20 protein-coding genes and 1 tRNA gene are annotated in these 20,743 nt (G+C 59.5%); 16 read left to right on the forward strand and 5 right to left on the reverse strand.

Features of this window, described 5'->3' with window-relative positions:
* Positions 1-365 precede the first annotated feature (365 nt).
* Together ABIE13_RS17900 and xseA are read right to left on the reverse strand one after the other, a co-directional pair.
* Positions 366-947 carry a superoxide dismutase gene (locus ABIE13_RS17900; RefSeq protein ID WP_354445910.1) on the reverse strand — a complete coding sequence of 194 codons (582 nt, stop codon included), beginning with the start codon at positions 945-947 and terminating at the stop codon, positions 366-368.
* Between the two features lie 83 nt (positions 948-1,030).
* The gene (gene xseA, locus ABIE13_RS17905) at positions 1,031-2,422 is read right to left on the reverse strand and encodes an exodeoxyribonuclease VII large subunit (protein WP_354445912.1); all 1,392 of its coding nucleotides are present in this window, start codon (positions 2,420-2,422) and stop codon (positions 1,031-1,033) included.
* A 363-nt stretch (positions 2,423-2,785) separates the two neighbouring features.
* Here xseA and ABIE13_RS17910 point away from each other — a divergent pair, with 363 nt between their 5' ends.
* The 16 genes from ABIE13_RS17910 to ABIE13_RS17985 all read left to right on the forward strand — a co-directional run bounded on the left by ABIE13_RS17910 (position 2,786) and on the right by ABIE13_RS17985 (position 16,369).
* The gene (locus ABIE13_RS17910) at positions 2,786-3,439 is read left to right on the forward strand and encodes a MotA/TolQ/ExbB proton channel family protein (protein ID WP_354445914.1); all 654 of its coding nucleotides are present in this window, start codon (positions 2,786-2,788) and stop codon (positions 3,437-3,439) included.
* The gene (locus tag ABIE13_RS17915; protein ID WP_354445916.1) at positions 3,436-3,846 is read left to right on the forward strand and encodes an ExbD/TolR family protein; all 411 of its coding nucleotides are present in this window, start codon (positions 3,436-3,438) and stop codon (positions 3,844-3,846) included. Before ABIE13_RS17910 ends, ABIE13_RS17915 begins: the two co-directional genes overlap by 4 nt.
* Before the next feature lie 341 nt (positions 3,847-4,187).
* Positions 4,188-5,183, forward strand: a complete 996-nt coding sequence (gene lpxK, locus ABIE13_RS17920; protein ID WP_354445918.1) for a tetraacyldisaccharide 4'-kinase — start codon at positions 4,188-4,190, stop codon at positions 5,181-5,183.
* Positions 5,180-5,512: an SMR family transporter gene (locus ABIE13_RS17925; RefSeq protein ID WP_354445920.1), complete on the forward strand. Its 333-nt coding sequence runs from the start codon at positions 5,180-5,182 to the stop codon at positions 5,510-5,512. Before lpxK ends, ABIE13_RS17925 begins: the two co-directional genes overlap by 4 nt.
* Positions 5,513-5,531: 19 nt before the next feature.
* The gene (locus ABIE13_RS17930) at positions 5,532-5,741 is read left to right on the forward strand and encodes a Trm112 family protein (RefSeq protein ID WP_354446423.1); all 210 of its coding nucleotides are present in this window, start codon (positions 5,532-5,534) and stop codon (positions 5,739-5,741) included.
* Between the two features lie 2 nt (positions 5,742-5,743).
* A complete protein-coding gene (gene kdsB / locus ABIE13_RS17935; protein WP_354445922.1) occupies positions 5,744-6,508 on the forward strand; it encodes a 3-deoxy-manno-octulosonate cytidylyltransferase in 765 nt (254 codons plus the stop codon).
* A gap of 307 nt (positions 6,509-6,815) precedes the next feature.
* Positions 6,816-7,472, forward strand: a complete 657-nt coding sequence (gene adk, locus ABIE13_RS17940) for an adenylate kinase (RefSeq protein ID WP_354445924.1) — start codon at positions 6,816-6,818, stop codon at positions 7,470-7,472.
* Positions 7,473-7,749: 277 nt separating this feature from the next.
* Entirely contained in the window at positions 7,750-8,409 is a 660-nt protein-coding gene (lexA, locus tag ABIE13_RS17945; protein WP_354445926.1) for a transcriptional repressor LexA, read from the forward strand.
* A gap of 164 nt (positions 8,410-8,573) precedes the next feature.
* The gene (locus ABIE13_RS17950; RefSeq protein WP_354445928.1) at positions 8,574-9,044 is read left to right on the forward strand and encodes a hypothetical protein; all 471 of its coding nucleotides are present in this window, start codon (positions 8,574-8,576) and stop codon (positions 9,042-9,044) included.
* 171 nt (positions 9,045-9,215) lie between these two features.
* Positions 9,216-10,223 carry a D-2-hydroxyacid dehydrogenase family protein gene (locus tag ABIE13_RS17955; protein WP_354445930.1) on the forward strand — a complete coding sequence of 336 codons (1,008 nt, stop codon included), beginning with the start codon at positions 9,216-9,218 and terminating at the stop codon, positions 10,221-10,223.
* A 15-nt stretch (positions 10,224-10,238) separates the two neighbouring features.
* Positions 10,239-11,762, forward strand: a complete 1,524-nt coding sequence (locus ABIE13_RS17960; protein WP_354445932.1) for a 3-hydroxyacyl-CoA dehydrogenase — start codon at positions 10,239-10,241, stop codon at positions 11,760-11,762.
* Positions 11,763-12,102: 340 nt separating this feature from the next.
* Positions 12,103-12,882 (forward strand): oxepin-CoA hydrolase, alternative type, encoded by a 780-nt coding sequence (locus ABIE13_RS17965; protein ID WP_354445934.1) that lies wholly within the window; start codon positions 12,103-12,105, stop codon positions 12,880-12,882.
* A gap of 104 nt (positions 12,883-12,986) precedes the next feature.
* The gene (locus ABIE13_RS17970) at positions 12,987-13,709 is read left to right on the forward strand and encodes a Crp/Fnr family transcriptional regulator (RefSeq protein WP_354445936.1); all 723 of its coding nucleotides are present in this window, start codon (positions 12,987-12,989) and stop codon (positions 13,707-13,709) included.
* An 81-nt stretch (positions 13,710-13,790) separates the two neighbouring features.
* Positions 13,791-14,873, forward strand: a complete 1,083-nt coding sequence (locus tag ABIE13_RS17975) for a phosphotransferase (RefSeq protein WP_354445938.1) — start codon at positions 13,791-13,793, stop codon at positions 14,871-14,873.
* A 67-nt stretch (positions 14,874-14,940) separates the two neighbouring features.
* Positions 14,941-16,149 carry an acyl-CoA dehydrogenase family protein gene (locus ABIE13_RS17980; RefSeq protein WP_354445940.1) on the forward strand — a complete coding sequence of 403 codons (1,209 nt, stop codon included), beginning with the start codon at positions 14,941-14,943 and terminating at the stop codon, positions 16,147-16,149.
* 143 nt (positions 16,150-16,292) lie between these two features.
* Positions 16,293-16,369: transfer RNA gene (locus tag ABIE13_RS17985), tRNA-Pro, on the forward strand.
* 200 nt (positions 16,370-16,569) lie between these two features.
* On the opposite strand, the gene ABIE13_RS17990 is transcribed toward ABIE13_RS17985, so the two are convergent.
* The 3 genes from ABIE13_RS17990 to ABIE13_RS18000 all read right to left on the reverse strand — a co-directional run bounded on the left by ABIE13_RS17990 (position 16,570) and on the right by ABIE13_RS18000 (position 20,571).
* Complete coding sequence (locus ABIE13_RS17990; RefSeq protein ID WP_354445942.1) at positions 16,570-18,543, reverse strand: IPTL-CTERM sorting domain-containing protein; 1,974 nt, start codon at positions 18,541-18,543, stop codon at positions 16,570-16,572.
* A 405-nt stretch (positions 18,544-18,948) separates the two neighbouring features.
* Complete coding sequence (locus tag ABIE13_RS17995) at positions 18,949-20,049, reverse strand: hypothetical protein (protein WP_354445944.1); 1,101 nt, start codon at positions 20,047-20,049, stop codon at positions 18,949-18,951.
* Positions 20,050-20,211: 162 nt separating this feature from the next.
* Positions 20,212-20,571 (reverse strand): hypothetical protein, encoded by a 360-nt coding sequence (locus tag ABIE13_RS18000; RefSeq protein ID WP_354445946.1) that lies wholly within the window; start codon positions 20,569-20,571, stop codon positions 20,212-20,214.
* Positions 20,572-20,743: the final 172 nt, after the last annotated feature.

Raw genomic sequence — 20,743 nt, forward strand, 5'->3', positions numbered from 1 at the left:
GGGACGCCACTGGCGGCCTGGCAAAGCCAGCTCCGCGGTGGCCCACGCTGGCTTGCTTGCTCCGCAGCCTTCTGAGAGTGGATTTCTCCCTCTCCCGCTTGCGGGCGCCCGGCTAGGGGAGAGGGCGGGGTGAGGGTAAGAGCCTCACTGAGGATGCAGAGGGTGGTGCCAGCACAGTCGTCACTTAGGTCCACTCTCCAGTGCATCGGTATAAGCCAATACGCGGGGCTTGGATGGGGTCAACTCGCGCTTCAGGGGAGTGAGCACCAGTCTTGATGAAACGTGAAACCGAGAGCCCCAAAAAAACAAGCCACCTCACGGTGGCTTGTTTTGTGCTGCGCCAGGGCAGCTACAGAGAACGTCGATCAGCCGAAGTTCTTGGCTGCGAAATCCCAGTTGGCCAGTTTTTCGAAGAAGGTTTCGACGAATTTAGGGCGCATATTGCGGTAGTCGATGTAGTAGGCATGTTCCCACACGTCCACGGTCAACACAGGGGTGTCGCCAGTGGTCAGGGGGGTACCGGCGGCGCCCATGTTGACGATGTCAACAGAGCCATCGGCTTTTTTGACCAGCCATGTCCAGCCGGAACCGAAGTTACCTACAGCGCTGGCAACAAAGGCCTTTTTGAAGTCAGCGAAGCTGCCCCATTTTTTGTTGATGGCTTCTGCCAGGGCGCCTGTGGGTTCGCCACCGCCTTGGGGCTTCATGCAGTCCCAGAAGAAAGTGTGGTTCCAGATCTGTGCGGCCTGGTTGTAGATGCCACCGCTGGCTTTCTTGATCACTTCTTCGAGTTCCATGTTCTCGAACTCGGTGCCCTTTTGCAGTTCGTTCAGCTTGTCGACATAAGCCTTGTGGTGCTTGTCGTGGTGAAATTCAAGCGTTTCCTTGCTGTAGGCAGGTGCCAGCGAATCGTAAGGATATGGCAGGGGAGGAAGGGTGCGTTCCATTCGTGGGTCCTTTTCGTTAGTGGGGAATTCTTTAAGAGACAGCTGCCGATGATAGGCGAGCCACCACACGCCATTGTAGGAATTCAGCGCGAACGCGCGCCGAGCACCGTTAGATCAACCTTGCCATCAGCAAGGGTGGCAGAGAGCTTTTGACCCTGACGGACCCCCTCTACGCCTGTCACCGGCAGTGCATGCTCATCCTCAAGCCAGGCATAGCCCCGCTCCAAAACGCGCTGAGGGTCCAAGCCTGAAAGACGCAACATCGCGCGCTCAAGACGTTCGCGTGCAGTGGCCAGACTGCGTTCTGCAGCCACGGGCAGTCGGGCGCCTGCACGGACCACCCGCTCACTCTCTCTCCGGAGCGTGGGCGCCGGAGCACGCGTCAAGCGCTCACCTAGCCGCACGAGAACCGCGCTTTCACGCTCCAGTCGCAGGCGGCTGGCATGCCCCAAGCGCTGCACCTGCCGATCAAGCACCCGGCGCTCATTGGCAAGCCTGGCCGAGGGCCGGCCCAGGCGGCTTTGGGCCGTGTCGAGCCTCTGGGATTCAGTATCCAGCCGCCGTTCCAGGGCCTGAGACAGGCGCGTAGCAAGTTGGTCTTGCACGTTCAGCAGGTTGTCACGCGGCACACTGGCAAGCTCCGCTGCCGCCGTAGGCGTAGGTGCACGCAAATCGGCCACGAAATCCGCGATGGTGAAGTCGGTTTCGTGCCCCACGCCCACGATCACCGGGACTGGACTGCCCACAATCGTACGGGCGAGCCCCTCGTGATTGAAGGCCCACAAGTCCTCTATGGAACCGCCCCCTCGGACGAGCAGGATCAGATCAATAGGTACCTGGCCAGATGCCGGCTCCAGGGGGGCCTGGGCGAGAGCGTACAGACCGGACAGCGCCTGTATCAATGCCTCCGGCGCCCCGGCCCCTTGGACCGGGGCATGCGCCAGCAGCACAGGAATATGGGGTACGCGGCGAGCCAGCGCGGTCAGCACGTCGTGCAGAGCCGCCGCCCCCCTCGAAGTCGCGATACCGATGCCGCGCGGCATCATCGGGATCGGACGCTTGCGGGCCGCGTCGAACAGGCCTTCCGCTTCAAGCTGTGCCTTCAGACGCAGGAACTGCTCAAACAATTGCCCCTGGCCGGCGCGCTGCATGGATTCGACGATCAGTTGAAGGTCTCCGCGGGCCTCATACACCCCCAGACGGCCTCGCACTTCCACAGCATCGCCTTCGCGCGGCTGGAAACTCAGCAAGCCAGCCGCACGGCGGAACATGGCACACCGCAACTGGCCAGCTTCGTCCTTGATCGAAAAATAGCAATGCCCGCTGGATGCGCGTGAAAAGCCTGAAATCTCCCCGCGAACCGCTACAGGATTGAATCGCGCCTCCAAGGAGTCCGCCACAGCACGGCATAAGGCCCCAACTGGCCAGATAGACGGCGCCGCTGCTGCCTTTCGATTGAAAAACCCAGTATCCATGCCGCTTAGCCGTCGATTTTGCCGAACGAAGGTGCTTGACTACTCCACAGAAGCACCCCTACCGCTCTACCAGGGCCCAAACAGGCTGCAAACGCAGAGCGCTTCGTGCAAATCATTGATTTCATTGGATTTTTTTCTGCTTAGAAAATCATCAAAGTGTCACAAACCGCGTCAAACCGTCGTTTCAGGCCTTTATCAAGACACTTAACCACAAAGTTATCCACAGAAATTGTGGCTTGTTGGCCCCTCAATTCCACACTCAAGCGACGCGTCAGCAGTTGAGTGCCAACCCATGCGCCATAATCGCTCGCATTCATCGTTTCCTGAAGTGGCGCCGTTTGGCGGCCCGCGGAGATACAAGCCTTGCTTTCGATCATACAAGCCGCCGGCTGGCCCATCTGGCCTCTCATTCTTTGCTCCATTCTGGCGTTGGCCTTCATCGTCGAACGCTTCATCAAGCTCAAGCGTTCGCGCGTCATCACGCCTAATCTCACCGATGAAGCCATTGGCATTTCGCGAGACTCGGTCCCCACGCCGGACGTGATTGCCCAATTGGGCGACCACTCAGCACTGGGTCAAGTGCTGGCATCCGGATGGCGGGCCATAGCCAGCAATCCTCAGTGCAGCGCCGAAGAAATGCGCGCCGCCATGGAAGCCGCCGGCCGTCAGGCGGCACACCAGTTGGAACGTCGCTTACCGGCGCTGGCCACCATTGCCTCCGCAGCGCCCCTGCTGGGTTTGCTGGGCACGGTGATAGGCATGATCGAGATTTTCGGCTCGCAGGCGCCCTCTGGCTCACTCTCAGGGGGCAATCCAGCTCAGCTGGCCCACGGCATTTCGATCGCGCTCTACAACACCGCATTCGGGCTGATCGTGGCTATCCCGGCACTGATCTTTTGGCGCTACTTCCGAGGCCGTGTCGACGAATACGTGCTGGAACTTGAACTGGCGGCCGAACGCTTCGCGCGCCACCTTGAGCGGCTTTGCCCTGGAAGAGCCGAGGAGCCTTCACGGTGAAGTTTCGGCCCCGCGCACCAGAGGAACCGGAGATCAACCTGATCCCGTTCATCGATGTCTTGCTGGTGGTTCTGATTTTTCTCATGCTGACGACCACGTACAGCAAGTTCACCGAAATGCAGCTCACCCTGCCGGTAGCCAACGTGGACGCCCAGAAAGACCGTCCCAAGGAAGTGGTCGTCGCCGTGGCCGCAGACGGCCGCTACATGGTCAACCGCCAACCCCTGACCGGCAAGGGAGTGGACGCCCTGGCTGCTGCGCTGCGCGGCGCCGCAGCCAAGGACGGCATCCTGATCATCAGCGCTGACGCCATGGCCAGCCATCAATCCGTCATCACTGTGATGGAGGCTGCCCGGCGCGAGGGCTTGATGCACATTACATTTGCAGCGCAGAATGCCCCCCCCTGAGTCGCTCCGCGCCTTCCCCCCAGGGGGACGCCACCAGCGGCCTGGCAAAGCCAGCTCCGCGGTGGCAACTGGCATGGCTTGCTCCGCAGCCTTACGGCGCGTTGCGCTTTCTGAATCGAGGAGCGCTCCGGGGATGGTTTGCCCTGATGCGCTGCGCGCCTTCCCTTACGCCGGGCGCCCCCAGAGGACGCCACCAGCGGCCTGGCAAAGCCAGCTCCGCGGTGGCACTGGCATGGCTTGCTCCGCAGCCTTAGCCTTACGGGGCGTTGCGCTATCTGGATTGACCGACGCTTCCAAGCGCATTTCGTTTCGCAGCCTGTTGAGCGAGCTCGGCTAGGTTTATGCGAGGCGGGTTGGAACGGAGGCTGTTGGAGGGGTGGCGGCGGCGCGGGGTGCTGGCTTGGGTGTTGTGGCCTGTTTCGCTTGTTTATTGGGCGCTGCTCACGTTCAAGGGCGCGCTTTACAGGTTCGGAGTGCTGAAGTCCGAGCGACTGGCGGTGCCGGTGATTGTGGTGGGGAATGTGATCGTTGGTGGGGCGGGCAAGACACCGGCGACGCTGGCTATCGCTGAGCATCTGCGGGAGAGCGGGTGGCGGCCTGGAATCATTTCTCGGGGGTATGGGCGGCGCACTGTCGATTACCGTGAAGTCACGCCTGCTGATGACCCGCTTGATGCTGGCGATGAAGCGCTTTTGCTGCGCCGCCGAACTGGCGTGCCCGTGTTCGTCGCCGCTCGGCGTGCGCAGGCAGGCAAAGCGCTCCTGGCAACCTACCCCTCCGTCAATGTGCTGATATGCGACGACGGGTTGCAGCACCTGGCTTTGGCACGTGACGTGGAAGTGTGTGTGTTTGACGCGCGTGGTGTGGGCAACGGGTGGTTGCTGCCAGCCGGCCCATTGCGCGAACCCTGGCCGCGACCAATCGACTTTGTGTTGCATGCGCCCGATGCCCTGGTGTCGTCGCCGCCAGCGCAATCTTTCAGCGTCCGCCGCACACTTGCTGCGAATGCCGTTCGCGCCGATGGCACCCAGGTTTCCTTGGCTGGCCTGCGCGGCAAGTCCATCACTGCCCTGGCCGGCATTGCGCAGCCGGAGGCTTTTTTCAGCATGCTGCGTGCCGAGGGGCTGACGCTGGCGCGCAGCATCGCCCTGCCCGATCACGATGATTTCGATGATCTGCCCACATTGCCAGACGCGAAAAATCCCCTGGTTTGCACGGAAAAAGACGCTGCAAAACTTTGGCGCCATCGCCCGGACGCACTGGCCGTGCCGCTGACGCTTCATGTGCCAGGCGCTTTTTTTGATGAACTGAGCGCAAAGCTATCATCCGGGGCATGAACCCCTGGTTGATTCTTGGACTGGCCATACTGGCTGAGGTCGTTGGCACGCTGGCGCTTAAGGCCAGTGATGGTTTCACGCGTGTGGGCCCCTCACTGCTGGTAGTGGCTGGCTATGGCACGGCATTCTTCTGTCTATCGCTGACGCTGCGAACCATCCCCATGGGCATTGCCTATGCCATCTGGTCGGGTGTCGGGCTGGTACTGATCACCATCGCTGGCTGGATGTTGTTCGGGCAAAAGCTCGACGCGGCGGCCCTGGGCGGTATGGCGCTTATCGTCGCAGGCGTTGCGGTGATGAATATTTTCTCCCGCTCTGCGGCTCATTGAACTTCACATGCAGGCAAATATGGATCCGAAACTGCTTGAGCTACTGGTCTGCCCCGTCACCAAAGGGCCGCTTGATTACGATCGTGAAAAAGGCGAGCTGATTTCTCGCTCTGCCCGCCTGGCCTATCCCGTTCGCGACGGTATTCCCATCATGCTGGAGAACGAAGCTCGCGTCATGACTGACGAAGAGCTGGACAAGCTTCCCAAACGCACCAGCATCGTCGGCTGAGCGTGAGCTTCACTGTCATCATTCCCGCGCGGCTTGCTTCAACCCGCCTGCCCAACAAGCCTTTGGCGGACATTGGAGGCAAGCCGATGATCGTGCGCGTCGCGGAAAGAGCGGAACAATCCGGCGCCGCTCAGGTTGTCGTCGCCGCGGATGCACAAGAGATTGTCAACGCCTGCACCGCTCACGGTGTACGCGCCATACCTACTCGCAATGACCACCCCAGCGGAAGCGATCGTCTGGCAGAGGCTTGCGAAATTCTGGGCCTGGATGGGCAGGATATTGTGGTTAACGTACAAGGTGACGAGCCGCTCATCGATCCGGCGCTCATTGACGCCGTAGCCAAGCTCCTGTCCAGCCAGCCCTTGGCCAAAATGGGGACGGCAGCGCATGTGATTCACAGCGTGGAAGATTTCGTCAACCCCAATGTGGTGAAAGTCGTGACCGACCACCAAGGTCTGGCACTTACCTTCAGCAGGGCACCCATTCCCTGGTGGCGTGATGGATTCGCGTCAGGCATCACGAAATTACCTGAAGACCCTCCTGCATTGCGCCACGTAGGTATATATAGCTATAGAGCGGACTTCTTACGTGCCTTTCCCAGGCTGGAGCCCGCCCCTTTGGAGCAATGTGAAGCACTTGAGCAGTTGCGGGTGCTCTGGCACGGACACCGCATCGCTGTGCACCTGGCTTCCCAGGCGCCTGGCCCAGGGGTAGACACACCGCAAGACCTGGAGCGCGTTCGGCAACTGTGGAATTCACAGGGATAGACAGTAGGAGCCAGATGGTATTTCCTGGGAGCGCCAAGCTCCAGCTTGGCAATTCGGAGGTATCTGCGAGCGCTGCAGTGCCAAGCTGGAGCTTGGCGCTCCCAGGGGGTAGCCGCCCGGTTCAAGCAGCCAACCTGCCGCCAAAGGCGGGCGCCGGACTTGGGGTGGGCTGCCAGCTCCGTTTTGCAGGCCAGCGCTGAGACACTGCACATAAGTCCACGTGTCAGCCAGGCGAGGGCTTGCGCATGATATTCTCGGTACAACGAGGCCGCACAAGCCCCATTACGCATTCCACCTGAGGGACAAGATGAGATTAATTCTTCTAGGCGCACCTGGCGCCGGCAAGGGCACGCAAGCGGCCTTCATCTGCCAGCAATTTGGCATTCCGCAAATTTCCACTGGCGACATGCTGCGCGCCGCCGTGAAAGCTGGAACGCCCCTTGGCTTGCAGGCCAAGAGCGTGATGGACTCCGGAGCCCTGGTGAGTGACGACATCATCATCGGTCTTGTCAAGGAGCGCATCAGCCAGCCAGATTGCGCTGCAGGTTTCCTGTTCGACGGATTTCCCCGCACCATTCCTCAAGCCGAGGCTATGAAGCAGGCGAACGTCAAGCTCGACTACGTGCTGGAAATCGATGTTCCGTTTGACGCCATCATTGAACGCATGAGTGGACGCCGCAGCCACCCCGCTTCAGGCCGCATCTACCACGTGAAGTTCAACCCGCCCAAGGTCGAAGGCAAAGACGACGCGACCGGTGAAGCCTTGGTTCAACGCGAAGACGACAAGGAAGAGACCGTCAAAAAGCGTCTTCAGGTCTATAGCGAACAGACCCGCCCGCTGGTTGATTACTACAGCAGCTGGGCCAAGGCAGAACCGGGCCACGCTCCCGCATACCGTGCCATCAGTGGCACGGGCTCTGTGGAAGAAATCACCGCACGTGCGCTTGCAGCATTGAAAAGCTGACCGTTACTCAAGCGTCCAACGCTGAAACAGCCATCAAGATTTGATGGCTGTTTTTTTTTGCTTTCCGAAGCTGGAAATTCTGGCCTGCCTTAAAAAATTCGTGCGGTACTTGCGCAGACGGTAAAACTGGGTAAAAATACAGGTACTGGATATCAACACAGGTTTTTGGTCGTATGGTCTTTCAAACACCTGCCGTTCTATCCGAATTTTCAACTTCAATGCTCAACACCCGCGCCGAGGTTTCTGATCAACAGCGCGGTAGCCATAGGCACTCAAGATGATGGACAGCCCGAAACTCACCGCTCGCCAGCAACAGATTCTGCAACTGGTGCAAAACGCTATTTCGCGCACCGGTGCACCTCCCACCCGGGCGGAAATCGCGGCTGAATTGGGCTTCAAGTCCGCTAACGCGGCTGAAGAACATTTGCAGGCCTTGGCTCGCAAAGGGGTCATTGAGTTGGTCAGCGGCACCTCGCGGGGCATTCGCCTCAAGGGTGGCAGCCGGCAAAGTGCACCGGTGCACCAGATGACTCTGCCAGGGCTGGCCCAATTGGCGTTGCCACTCATAGGTCGCGTTGCAGCCGGCTCGCCCATCTTGGCGCAAGAACACGTTGATCAGACCTACCATCTGGAATCCAGCTTGTTTGCGCAAAAGCCAGACTATCTTCTACGCGTCCGCGGCATGTCCATGCGTGACGCAGGCATCATGGATGGCGACCTCTTAGCCGTTTTGTCTACACGCGAAGCACGCAACGGACAAATCGTTGTCGCGCGGCTGGGTGACGATGTCACCGTCAAGCGGTTTCACCGCAATCAAAACCAGATTGAACTGCACGCCGAGAATCCGGATTACCCCACCATCGTTGTGGAGCCGGGTGAACCTTTTGAGATTGAGGGTTTGGCTGTGGGTCTCATCCGCAACAGCATGTTGATGTAGTTTCCTCGCGCCGCCGGCAGGTGGCGGGCGTGCAGACGGCCATTGCTTCGCGTTATGCGCGAGGCAGGGCTTTTCACACCCTGCGGCGGCGCGATTTTGAGGTATTTCAAGCCTCATTTGCAATCCTGCCTGTGTTCAACCTCTAATCAATAAAAGGGTTTCGCATGGGATCGAATGTCATCCATCTGGCAGATGCACCAGGCTTCAATGCCTCAGCCAGCCCCCTCAATGCCTCTACATTGTCAGTGCCTAGCTTTCGTCGCCGGCCAGCCACATCACAGCTTAAGTCAACTCCTCCTGGAGAGCATTGGGCGGTGGCGGCACGCAAACGCGTCGCCCTGCGGCTGATCGAATCGACTGTAGCGGACACGGCCCCTGTCAAACAGGCGCTGACACTGCAACCACCGTCGCAACCGGCGTCACAACTATGGCCGCAACCGCTACGGGAACCGACTATGCAGGCACTGCCGCACCAGGCCAAGCAACCTCTGCGCGTCATGCGACTGGTCGAAGCCGGGCAGGCTCCCGGAACCACAGGGCGTCTGCGCTTGTCCGGTCGCCTGGCTGATGTCTGCGCCGAACTCGACCGCATGGTCGCTGCCGAACCTTTCAGCACCCGCGCCCGGCGCGCTTGAACCCAGGAACCTGGCTGCCCGGGGCAGCCAGGAGTCCACTCGTCTCAAAGACGGTGCTTCTGCGCTAGATTGACCTCATTGCAAACCCTCTTTTAGAGAGGATTTGCCCTATCTCAGTGGTTTTTCGCGCGCGTTGGCGCGATGCTCCAATCACGCAGGCACAATGCGGGGATGAACATCGTGATCCTCGACGATTATCAGGATGCAGTAAGAAAGCTCCCCTGTGCCGCCAAGCTGGAATCTTGGCCAGCCAAGGTCTATACCAACACCGTCAAAGGCTTAGGCCAGTTGTCGGTGCGCCTGCGTGATGCCAATGTCTTGGTGTTGATTCGCGAGCGTACGCATTTGTCTCGCCAGCTTATAGAAAAGCTGCCGAAACTCAAGATGATTTCGCAAACAGGCCGCGTGGGCAGCCATATTGACATCAACGCTTGTACAGAACACGGTATTGCCGTGGCCGAAGGCGTGGGCTCTCCCATTGCCCCTGCGGAACTGACCTGGGCCCTGATCATGGCGTCCATGCGGAGGCTTCCCCAGTACATCGGCAACCTCAAGCACGGCGCTTGGCAGCAATCCGGGTTGAAATCCGCCTCCATGCCGCCTAATTTTGGTGTTGGCCAGGTGCTGCGTGGCAGAACACTGGGAATCTGGGGCTATGGCCGCATCGGTCAACTGGTAGCTGGTTATGGCCGGGCATTCGGCATGCAGGTCCTGGTCTGGGGCTCTGAGGCCTCGCGCGCGCGCGCAGTGGCAGACGGCCACATGGCAGCACCCTCGAAAGCTATGCTGTTCGCACAGAGCGATGTCCTTTCCCTGCATCTCAGGCTGACCGAAAGCACCCGCGCCATCGTCCGGATGGACGATCTCAGCCAGATGAAGCCCACCGCTTTGCTGGTCAATATCTCTCGCGCTGAACTCATTGAACCAGATGCGTTGGTCAGCGGCTTGAACCGTGGCCGCCCTGGAATGGCTGCTGTAGATGTGTTCGAAACAGAACCCATTTTGCAGGGCCATGCGCTGCTGAGATTGGAAAACTGCATCTGCACGCCTCACATTGGCTACGTAGAGCAGGACAGCTACGAACAGTATTTCAATGCCGCGTTCGACAACGTGTCAAATTTCTTGCGTGGCACGCCCACGAACATCGTCAACCCTGGGGCCTTGCAGGTCAGAAGATAGCCATAATTCCTTGCCATGAATAACCCTCGTTTCTCCACTGTCGGCATCGTCGGCACCGGCGCCATGGGGCGCGGTATTGCGCAAATTGCAGCTCAAGCCGGCTCAACGGTACTGCTCTACGACACGCAGGCCGCCGCCATTTCCAAGGCCCAAGACGCGCTCGGCGCGCAATGGGACAAGCTGGTTGAAAAAGGCCGGCTGGAAGCCGCCACAGCCACCGCCCAAAAAGAACGCCTGAAGTCGGCCGCCGCACTGGCGGATTTGTCCGATTGCGATTTCGTCATCGAAGCTATCGTCGAGCGTCTGGACGTCAAGAAAGCACTGTTTGGAGAGCTCGAAGGCATCGTCAAACCGAGCGCCATCCTGGCGACCAACACATCTTCGCTCTCTGTCACCGCGATTGCCGCAGGCTTAAAGCGCCCAGAGCAGTTTGCAGGCTTTCACTTCTTCAATCCTGTACCTTTGATGAAGGTGGTTGAGGTCATCGCGGGCCTGAAGACCAGCCAGGAGACCTGCACAGCTCTGTTCGAGTACGCACGCCAGATGGGCCACACGCCAGTGCAAGCTGGCGACACACCTGGCTTCATCGTCAACCACGCGGGGCGGGGCTACGGCACTGAAGCCCTGCGCATTGTGAGCGAAGGCATTTCCGATTTCGCCACCATCGACCGTATTCTGAAAGATCAGGTCGGCTTCAAGCTTGGCCCATTCGAGCTGTTCGACCTCACCGCGCTGGACGTCTCCCATCCGGTCATGGAGTCCATCTACACCCAGTACTACGATGAGCCCCGCTACCGCCCAAGCGTCATCACAGCCCAGCGGCTGGCGGGCGGCGTGGTGGGCAAGAAGGTGGGAGAAGGTTTCTACACCTACGTTGACGGGGTTGCCCAGGTAGCCGCTGAGCCGCCCGTACCTGAGGTGGACAAGATGCCGCCGGTATGGGTCTCCACCCGTGCAGCGCGCCGCTCTGAACTGCTTCAGTTGCTCAAGGATCTGGGTGCAACCATAGAGACGGGCGCATCGCCCTCCATGGAAGCGCTGACCATCGTTGCACCACTCGGTTTTGACGTCACCACGGTGGCCGTCGTGGAGCGGCTGGACCCCGCACGCACAGTGGGCATCGACATGCTGGTCGATGACAAGGCCACCAAGCGCCGCGTGCTCGCCACCAACCCGGCTACTCGCAGCGACATGCGAGACGCCGCGCACGCGCTGTTTGCGCGTGATGGCAAAGCCGTGAGCGTGATTCGCGATTCGGGCGGCTTCGTCACTCAGCGCGTTGTCGGCACCATCATCAACATCGCCAGCGACATCTGCCAGCAACGCGTGTGCAGCCCTAAAGACCTGGAGACCGCCGTCTCGCTGGGCCTGGGCTACCCTGCCGGCCCCTTGGCGCTGGGCGACCGGTTTGGCCCAGCCAACGTCCTGGAAGTGCTGTTCAATATGCAGACGGTTTACGGTGATCCACGTTATCGCCCCAGCCCATGGCTGCGCCGCCGAGGCGCCATAGGCTTGTCCCTCATGCACGAGGAGGCGTGAGCCGTTAGGGCGTGTTAACACTAAATTCACCCCCGCGTGAAGCACTGGCGAGCCGCAATCAAGGCACAAACCGCAGTCGGGTTGCACACCCGGCGAGGTTTGCAACGCAGAGTGCGGTTTGCCAGTGCCTCACCCTTCGGGCCAGTTTTTTCCGGGCCGTATTGCCGCGTTGCGCCTCTTGCCAAGGATCGCACCTTGGCTGCCAGGCGCGTCTTGCACTACGACCCGGAAAAAGCCGGCGCGGGGGTGAATTTAGTGTTAACACGCCCTATATGACATCGCCGCGTGCCCCGGCCGCGGCAACCCCGATTCCCCAATTCGACTTTCCAAGAAGTTATTCATGACCGCCGAACTGCGCAGCACGGCCGAAGGCCGCACGATGGTGCTCACCATCAGCAACCCCGAACATCGCAACGCACTCGGCCCGGAGATCTACGCCGCCGGCGTAGAAGCACTCAGCGTCGCGGAGTCCAACTCAGACATACGCAGCGTCGTCATTACGGGCGAAGGAGGCACCTTCAGCGCCGGAGGCAATCTTCAGCGGCTGCAGGCCAACCGTCAGCAACCGCCCGAATACCAGGCCAACAGCATCGAAGGCCTGCACAACTGGATCGAAGCCATCCGGGCGTTTCCCAAACCGATCATCGCCGCAGTCGAAGGCCCGGCCGCCGGTGCAGGTTTCTCGCTCGCGCTGGCTTGCGATCTGATCGTTTCCGCCCGGGACGCCGTCTTCGTCATGGCCTACATCAATGTGGCCTTGTCACCCGATGGTGGAGCGAGTTGGGGCTTGAGTCGCGCCCTGCCCCGCCAGTTGGTCACCGAGCTTTTAATGTGCGGAGAGCGTATTGGGGCGCAGAGGCTGCACGAGCTTGGCGTGGTCAACCGCCTTGCTGACGAGGGGCAAGCGCTTTCTACCGCGTTGGCCATGGCTGAAAAACTCAATGCGCGAGCCCCCAACGCGCTGGCCAGTGCCAAGGAATTGCTCAATGACGCCCCCAACCAGACGCTGCCCCAGCAGTTAGCGCAAGAGCGTGACCATTTTGTCAAGAACCTGCACCACGCCAATGCGGGCATAGGCATTGCAGCCTTCCTGTCGAAGCAGAAGCCACAATACGAATAAAGGCGTGGCGCGGCGCCTGTAGCGCCCGGAATCTCGTGTCTTACGTCCCCAACGCGACAAGGGGACGTGAAAATCTTGCGTTGCAGTCACTCAGAAGACAGCCCATGGACAATCCCATTCTTACCATGGAGGAACGCGAGGCGATCAACAACGGTCGCTGGTTTTCCTCCCTTTCACCTTCGTTGCGGCACGATATCCTGAGATGCGCCTATGTCAAACGTTATGCCGACGGCGAAGTCATCACGGCGCGTGGCGAGGCACCAGAACAATGGATCGCCTGCGCCAAAGGCGCCGTGCGTGTCAGCTCCACGACGCTCACGGGCAAGCAGGTGACATTGACCTACGTCGAGCCGGGTATCTGGTTTGGCGACGTAGCCATATTCGACGGAGACCGGCGCACCCACGATGCGCATGCCCACGGTCCGACGACCATTCTGGGCGTTGCACGGGCGGATTTTCAGCGAATCATTGCTCAGCACCCCGAATTCTCAGAGGCTCTGCTGAAGCTTCATGCACGCCGAATCCGCCTGCTTTTCGGTCAGGTGGAGGATCTCAACACCCTGCCCTTGCGGGCTCGCCTGGCCAAACAGTTGTCCCATCTGGCGCGAAGCTACGGGGCCACCGATTCAACTGCAACCGACGAAGTGCGCATCACGCTGCAGCTGGCACAAGAAGAACTGGCCCAGTTACTCGGGGCGTCGCGCCAGCGCGTGAACCAGGAACTCAAGACCATGGAACGCGAGGGCGTGATCCGCATCGAGCCTGCCGGCCTGGTCGTGCGCGACCGCCATGCATTAAGGCGCATCGCGGAAGCAGACGCGCCCTAGGAGCGAGGGCGGCTGGGGCGCCCCCGGTAGAAAGCGCCTTCGACCAGGGTGATCAATGAATTCACAGAAAGAAGCCATCGCATGAGCACCTCGGACAGCCCAGCCGCCCAGCCCACCCCAGAAGCGCACGTCATTGATGTTGACGCGCTTTCTGCATGGCTGTCATCGAATCTGCAAGGATTCTCCGGCCCCCTGACCATTGAGAAATTCCAGGGCGGGCAGTCGAATCCCACCTACAAGCTGGTCACCCCCCAGAAAAGCTATGTCATGAGGTCCAAGCCGGGGCCGGTGGCCAAACTGCTGCCTTCGGCCCATGCCATTGAGCGGGAGTTCGCTGTCATGCGCGGCCTTAGAGGTACCGAAGTGCCCGTCGCCCAAATGCACGTGCTTTGCGAAGACGAATCGGTGATCGGCCGCGCCTTTTATGTGATGGAATTCGTGCCGGGCCGCGTGCTTTGGGACCAGACCTTGCCCGGTATGGGCAACGCTGAGCGCACCGCAATCTACGACGAAATGAACCGCGTCATTGCCGCCTTGCATACGGTGAAGTTCGCCGAACGCGGCTTGGCCGGCTATGGCAGGCCGGGCAATTACTTTGAACGCCAGATCAGCCGCTGGAGCAAGCAATACCAGGCATCTGTCACCCAGCCCAATCCCGAGATGGATCGTCTGCTGGAGTGGCTGCCTTCCAATATCCCTGCCAGCGCCAAAGACGATAGCCTGGTGAGTATTGTTCATGGTGACTATCGGCTGGACAACCTGATGTTCCATCCCACGGAGCCACGTGTCCTTGCCGTCCTGGACTGGGAGCTGTCTACCCTGGGCCACCCTCTGGCAGACTTTGCATACAACTGCATGTCCTGGCACATCCCGCCGGGAACGTTCAGAGGCATTGGCGGAGTCGATGTACAAAGCCTGGGCATTCCGACCGAACAAGAGTACATCCGCCGTTATTGCGAGCGCACGGGCTTTACCACCCCAGAGGCATTGGCGCCGGACTGGAATTTCTATCTGGCCTACAACATGTTCCGAATCGCAGCGATTTTGCAGGGCATTGCCAAACGCGTAGAGGCAGGAACAGCCTCCAGCGAGCAGGCCAAGGCCAATGGCGCCGGCGCACGCCCCATGGCCGAGCTCGCCTGGGCCTTCGCCCAAAAGGCTTGACTGTAATTTGAGGACCGCTTGCCTGGAGCAAGCATCCATTTTCATTTCGCACCAGCACGAGGACTTTATGGATTTTGATTACTCCGCCAAGACCAAGGAATTGCAAGCCAGGCTTCTGGCCTTCATGGATGAGCACATCTACCCCAACGAGAGCGTCTACCTGGAGGAAATTGCCGCCAACCGCGCCAAGGGCAACGCCTGGATTCCCACCCGCATCATCGAGGAACTAAAACCCAAGGCCCGCGCTGCAGGTTTGTGGAATCTCTTCTTGCCCAAATCCAGCCGAGCCCCCCAAGGCTTGTCCAACCTGGAATATGCCCCCCTGTGCGAGATCATGGGACGCGTTCCGTGGGCCCCCGAGGTCTTCAATTGTTCTGCGCCCGACACCGGCAACATGGAAACCCTGGAGCGATATGGTTCGGAGGACAACAAGGACCAGTGGCTGGAGCCTCTGCTGCGAGGTGAGATCCGCTCCGCCTTCCTGATGACGGAGCCCGCTGTAGCCTCATCCGATGCGACCAATATCGAGTGCAGCATGCGCCGTGAAGGCGACGAATACGTCATCAACGGACGCAAATGGTGGTCCTCCGGTGTGGGCGATCCGCGCTGCGCCATCCTTATCGTCATGGGAAAAACCGACACCGAAGCGCCGCGTCACTCACAACAATCGATGATTCTGGTGCCCACCAACACCCAAGGCGTCAACGTGATTCGGCCGCTCACCATTTTTGGCTACGACGATGCGCCGCACGGCCACATGGAAGTCGAGCTCAAGGATGTGCGCGTGCCCGTTGGCAATTTGCTGGTAGGCGAAGGCAAGGGCTTTTCCATTGCGCAAGGACGCCTGGGCCCAGGCCGCATTCACCATTGCATGCGCTCCATAGGGGTTGCAGAGCGCGCCTTGGAGTTGATGTGCCAGCGCCTGAATAAACGGGTGGCCTTCGGTAAACCCCTGTCTGCGCAAGGTGTCTGGCGCGAACGGATTGCCGAATCACGCTGCATGATCGAGCAGGCGCGCCTGCTCACGCTCAAAGCCGCCTACATGATGGACACCGTGGGCAACAAGGTCGCCCAGGCACAGATCGCCATGATCAAGATCGTGGCACCCAACATGTCTTTGCAGATCATCGATTGGGCCATGCAAGCCCATGGCGCGGCAGGCATCAGTGGCGACACTCCGCTGGCCTACGCATACGCTTACCAGCGTACATTGCGTTTTGCGGATGGCCCTGATGAGGTGCACCGCAATGCACTGGCCAAGATGGAGCTGGCTTAACTGCCCCTATGAGAGATGTGTTTCCCCTCCCCTGAAGAATTTGAAGCTTCGGGGAGTGCGCGGCGAGGCGGAGCGAAAAACGCTAATCTTTTTCGCTCCACCCCTAAAACCTTCAAAAATACGATGTAGAATTGCGGCTTCGTCGGAGCGTAGCGCAGCCTGGTAGCGCATCTGCTTTGGGAGCAGAGGGTCGCGAGTTCGAATCCCGCCGCTCCGACCAAAAAATGTAATCCCGGCAGTCATCTAGGTGGCTGTCGGGATTTACTTTTTGTGCGATCAATATCTAGACTGCGACCCCGCCTTTGAGCCAAGCCTGCCCCTACCAAGGCAGAGAAGGCCTTTGACCTGATTGCTCGGGCGGGTACAGGTCCAACCCGAGCAATCCATCCTACTTGGTAGTTCAGGCGACTGAGGCGAGGCTTACTCAGCGTTGCCTTGACTGCGGCGGCGTTGGCTTAAGCCCAGAGCGGCTGCGAGCAACGCGAGCAGGACCAATGATGCCTCGCCCAGCGCGGGCACAGCTTGCACGCTGGGGACGACGACGGCGGTCACGGCTAAATCCAGGATTGCCGTGGCTGACTGGGCAGGCGATCCTGAATCCATCAGCGTCAAAGTCACGGTAAATGTCCCGCTCTCGCTGGGCGTACCCACGATTTGATTTCCAGAGACCGACAGACCAGCAGGTAACCCGCTGGCTGTCCAACTGTAAGTCGGCGTCCCTCCCGAAGACATCAATGCTGCGGTGTAAGGCTGACCCCAGCTTGCATCAGGCAAGCTGCTTGTCGTGATGGCCAGCGTAGCCGCTGTCACTTGCAATGTCACGTCAGCTGTATTGGCCGTGGGCGTGTGGCTGTCCGTCACAGTGACGGTGTAATTTCCTTCGCTGCCCAATGCAGGTGTGCCAGAGAGCTGTCCGCCAGAGGTCAGGCTCATGCCACTGGGCAAACTGCCGCTCCAGCTGTAGGGTGCCACGCCCCCAGTGGCAGAAAGCGTGACCGGGCCGTAAGCACTGCCTGCCACAGCTGGACCCGGTGTAGATGCAATCAATGGACTGGGGCAGGTCGCAGTAGTGACCTCCAGGCTCCACGAGGTCAGTAGTCCAGTGTCACCAGCCAAGTCGTCGGTGATGTTCAATTGCCAGGTACCGTTGGGATCCTGTCCCATCAATGCACCAAGTGCCCCTTCAGGCACCAAGGGGGAAGCCAGAGTGTTGTTGACATAGGCGTGATCGCTGGCGAGACCGTCATTGGTCGTGTAAGGCACTTGTCCAGCAGGATTCGCTTTGTCGTACCAGACCGTGCCGTTGAAGACATTGTCGTTGCCGGCTGCGTTATCTGTGGTCAGGGTAACGGCCGTGCCGCCGGGTGACACGAGTGTGATATCCAGATCTGCCGAAAAGGTGTGCTGAATATAGGTGGTGACCTTGACGTCCAAAATGGAGGCGCCGGCACCTGCCACTAGTAAGGTGCTGCTACTCGTTGCCACATCGGCAATGGCTGTGGGTGTGTTCTGGGCGTAGGTGACCGTTTGAACCTGGGGCGCTGTGGGCAATGCACTGATAGCTAGACTCCAGGAGTCCAATGAGCCGCCGTCGCCCGCGAGATCATCGCTTATGGTGATGGTCCAGGTGCCATTTGGGTTTTCGCCGACGAAGGCGCTCAGCGCTTCCTCAGGTACCAACGAAGGAGCAACCACGTTGTTTGCATAGACGTAATCGGTCGCGGTTTCAGGGGCGCTGTCATCCCAGACGGTACCGTTGAATACATTGTCGTTGCCAGCTCCGTTGTCCGTAGTCAGGGTCACCACTGTTCCTGCGGGGGATGTGATGGTGATGTCCAGATCTGCTGCGAAGGTGTGCTGTATGAAGGTTGTCAGATCCACATCCCAGATCCAGGGATTGGCGCCGCTGACCACAATGGTCGAGGTGACGACTCCGGGCCCGGTGGGAATGGCAACGGGCGTGGTCTGGCTATAGGTGGCTGCTGTAGGCGTGCACAGAGGCGGGCTGCTCGGTGCAAGCTTGAGGAAATTGGTGCGGGCCGCCCTGGGCACAAATTCGGGGACCACAGGCTTATCGCCGCCCATGAGGGCACTGAGATTGCGATACTCAAGATCGGCCGACTCATACTGAATGGCGGCGTCGCGGTCAGTGGCGAGCCGCGGCTTCAGGTCACGCATCAAGGTCGACAGCTCCAACATGCGCGTGTTGATCTGTGCCTTGTCCACCCCTAAAGGCTGAGCGTGCGAGCCCAGCACCACTGCAACCATGAGGCCGCTGACTGCGACTTTGCGCAGAAGGCGGGAGACGCGCTTTCTGACAAAGCTTGGGAACTGCAGAGCAAGCAGCCAGGCGCGAGGGCTCGGACTAACCTGGTGAAAACTATTGAGTGCCATGGGGTTCTAAAAATGTGAAAAATCTCACTATTTGACACAAAAAGTTTCATCCGCGCAAGTGGTCAACCTGTTGAACCAAGTTGGAAGCCTCGGCTCGAGCGCGGTTCGCTCCCGTCCAGCTGGACGCACTCAGCTTGGGAAACTCTGTAAGCCCACAAACAAAAAAGGTCATCCTCGGATGACCTTCGGATGACCTTTTTGACGACGCGGTAGCTTCGTCTGTTGTGAGCCTCTTACCGGAAAAAGATGGCTATCAAGATGATGATGGGGATTGGGACTCCAATCAGCCAAAGCAGAATTGATCTCATGTCAAATCCTTTAGGAAGTTAAGAAACGAGGTGAAGACGCTGGCTACTGACTACGGTGGCCTTTGCAAGCCAATGCAGGTAGCACCCAGCCTGGCTTTCAGGTATCTCGCTGGCGTCCACCCACCGTGGCCGCGACGCTGGCAGCGAATGCACCAATGAGCAGCGCTACGAACATCCACAGCATGGAATAGGCAGTGGCCTTGCGAGCCTCTTCAGCGACCTGCTTGGCTTTGACCTCGGCTTCCTCCGCGGCCTTTTTGGCGGATTCCATCTGAGCTTTCACGTCAGAGAAAGCCTTTTGAACGCGGGCTTGGGCCGCATCTGGTGCCATGCCGGTGTTCTGCGAAACCACTTGCGCCAGATACTGAGCATCTTCATTGGACAGTGCTCCAGTCTTCAAGGAGTGGCCAAAGATGGTGGCAACCTCCCTGGAGCTGACGGCTGCAGTCTGGCCAGACGGAGCGGCCGCGCCTGGCGACATGCCCGAAGCAGAGCTGGTCCCATTGCCCGCGGCAGCAGGAGTAGCGCCCGTGGCGGCAGCATTGGAAGCACCCATGTCCTGACGTGGTGCGGTCGAAGGACCTGAGCGCAAGAGAGTGCTGGCCCAGTAGTGCAAACCGGACTCGGAGTCTGCGCCGGCATTGGCACGATTTGCGCCAACCGCTGAACTTTGAGAAACAGCGCTTCGCGCCAGATTGGCCACAGCACCCGTCGCACCACCTGCGGCCGTAGCGGCGCCAGTGGCCACCGCGCCTGCGGCCTTGACGGTGTTGGTCAACGCAGCGCCTGCAACCGAGCCCATGACGGCGACCATCAACATGGTAGCCAGCGCCCAGGCGAGAAAACCGTGTGCAGTGTCTCGGAAATAAACTTCGTCAGTGTGAACGCCCTGCCATTTGGTTCTCAAACGGCCAGCGATATAGCCACCCACTCCAGCGGACGCGATCTGTGTGAACGCAAGCCAGGCAATGGCAGCCCATCCGATCGTCTCACCATCAGCGCCTCTACCCGACCAGACAGACATCGACGACAGGCCCAGGCCTATGCCCAGCATGAAAAGCAAGAGCGAGAGAATGGCAGCGGCCAGAGCACCCGCAAAAATGGCAGCCCATGAGACTGCCGTATCTGAACTGGGGGAGATGATGCTGGCAGGTCCTGGCCCCACCACTCTTTCTGATTCGACGTAAGCTGTGACCATAGGGCCTCCTGAATGTGACTGACGAATTGATTCTCGTCACAAATATTCAGGAGCCTGTAGGTCTAAAGCTTACCTGGGCGTACGTACATGACCCAAGTAAACATGCTTGACTAACTGACCGCCGCCCACCTGCCGGCACTTGATGTGGGCAGCATTGAGTGCCTATGAGTTGCCAGGTTTTACGCTCTTTTCTTCAGCAGCTTTCGCAGTCGCTGATCCATCGGATCTTGCTGCTGATGCAGACGCTGGCGTGGGTGCTGCAGCGGCCGCATCGGACTTGATGGCTGCAAGCTGAGCTGACACGTCAAACAAGCGTGACTTGCTGGCGTAATGGCGATCCAGGCGCCATTCATCAAGAATCTCGAGGGCGAGCTTGAACTGGTCGAAATCCAGCAGGTAGAGATCAGCAATCGGAAAATCCGCTTCCGATTCCAGCGCAAGTACCAGGCGGGAAAGGGTTTTGGCGTTAGAGTTTTCGGGCTTGCGCTCGATAAATTTACGGGCTTCTTTGATGGCGCGCATGGGAGAGAAAAATGTTTGAGAGGCAATCGCTCGTCAGATCTTGCCGAGCCCTCACAACGTGATGGGGCCGTCGAACAGACGGCACTCATGCTGAAACAGGTGCGAGGGAGCAGACTTCGCGGACCTGGAGTGACTTGGCATACCAGGCCCTGAAATCAACGAGGTCGCATGC

Origin of the sequence: Ottowia thiooxydans (assembly GCF_040548795.1) — a bacterium.
Lineage (GTDB): Bacteria > Pseudomonadota > Gammaproteobacteria > Burkholderiales > Burkholderiaceae_C > Ottowia > Ottowia thiooxydans_A.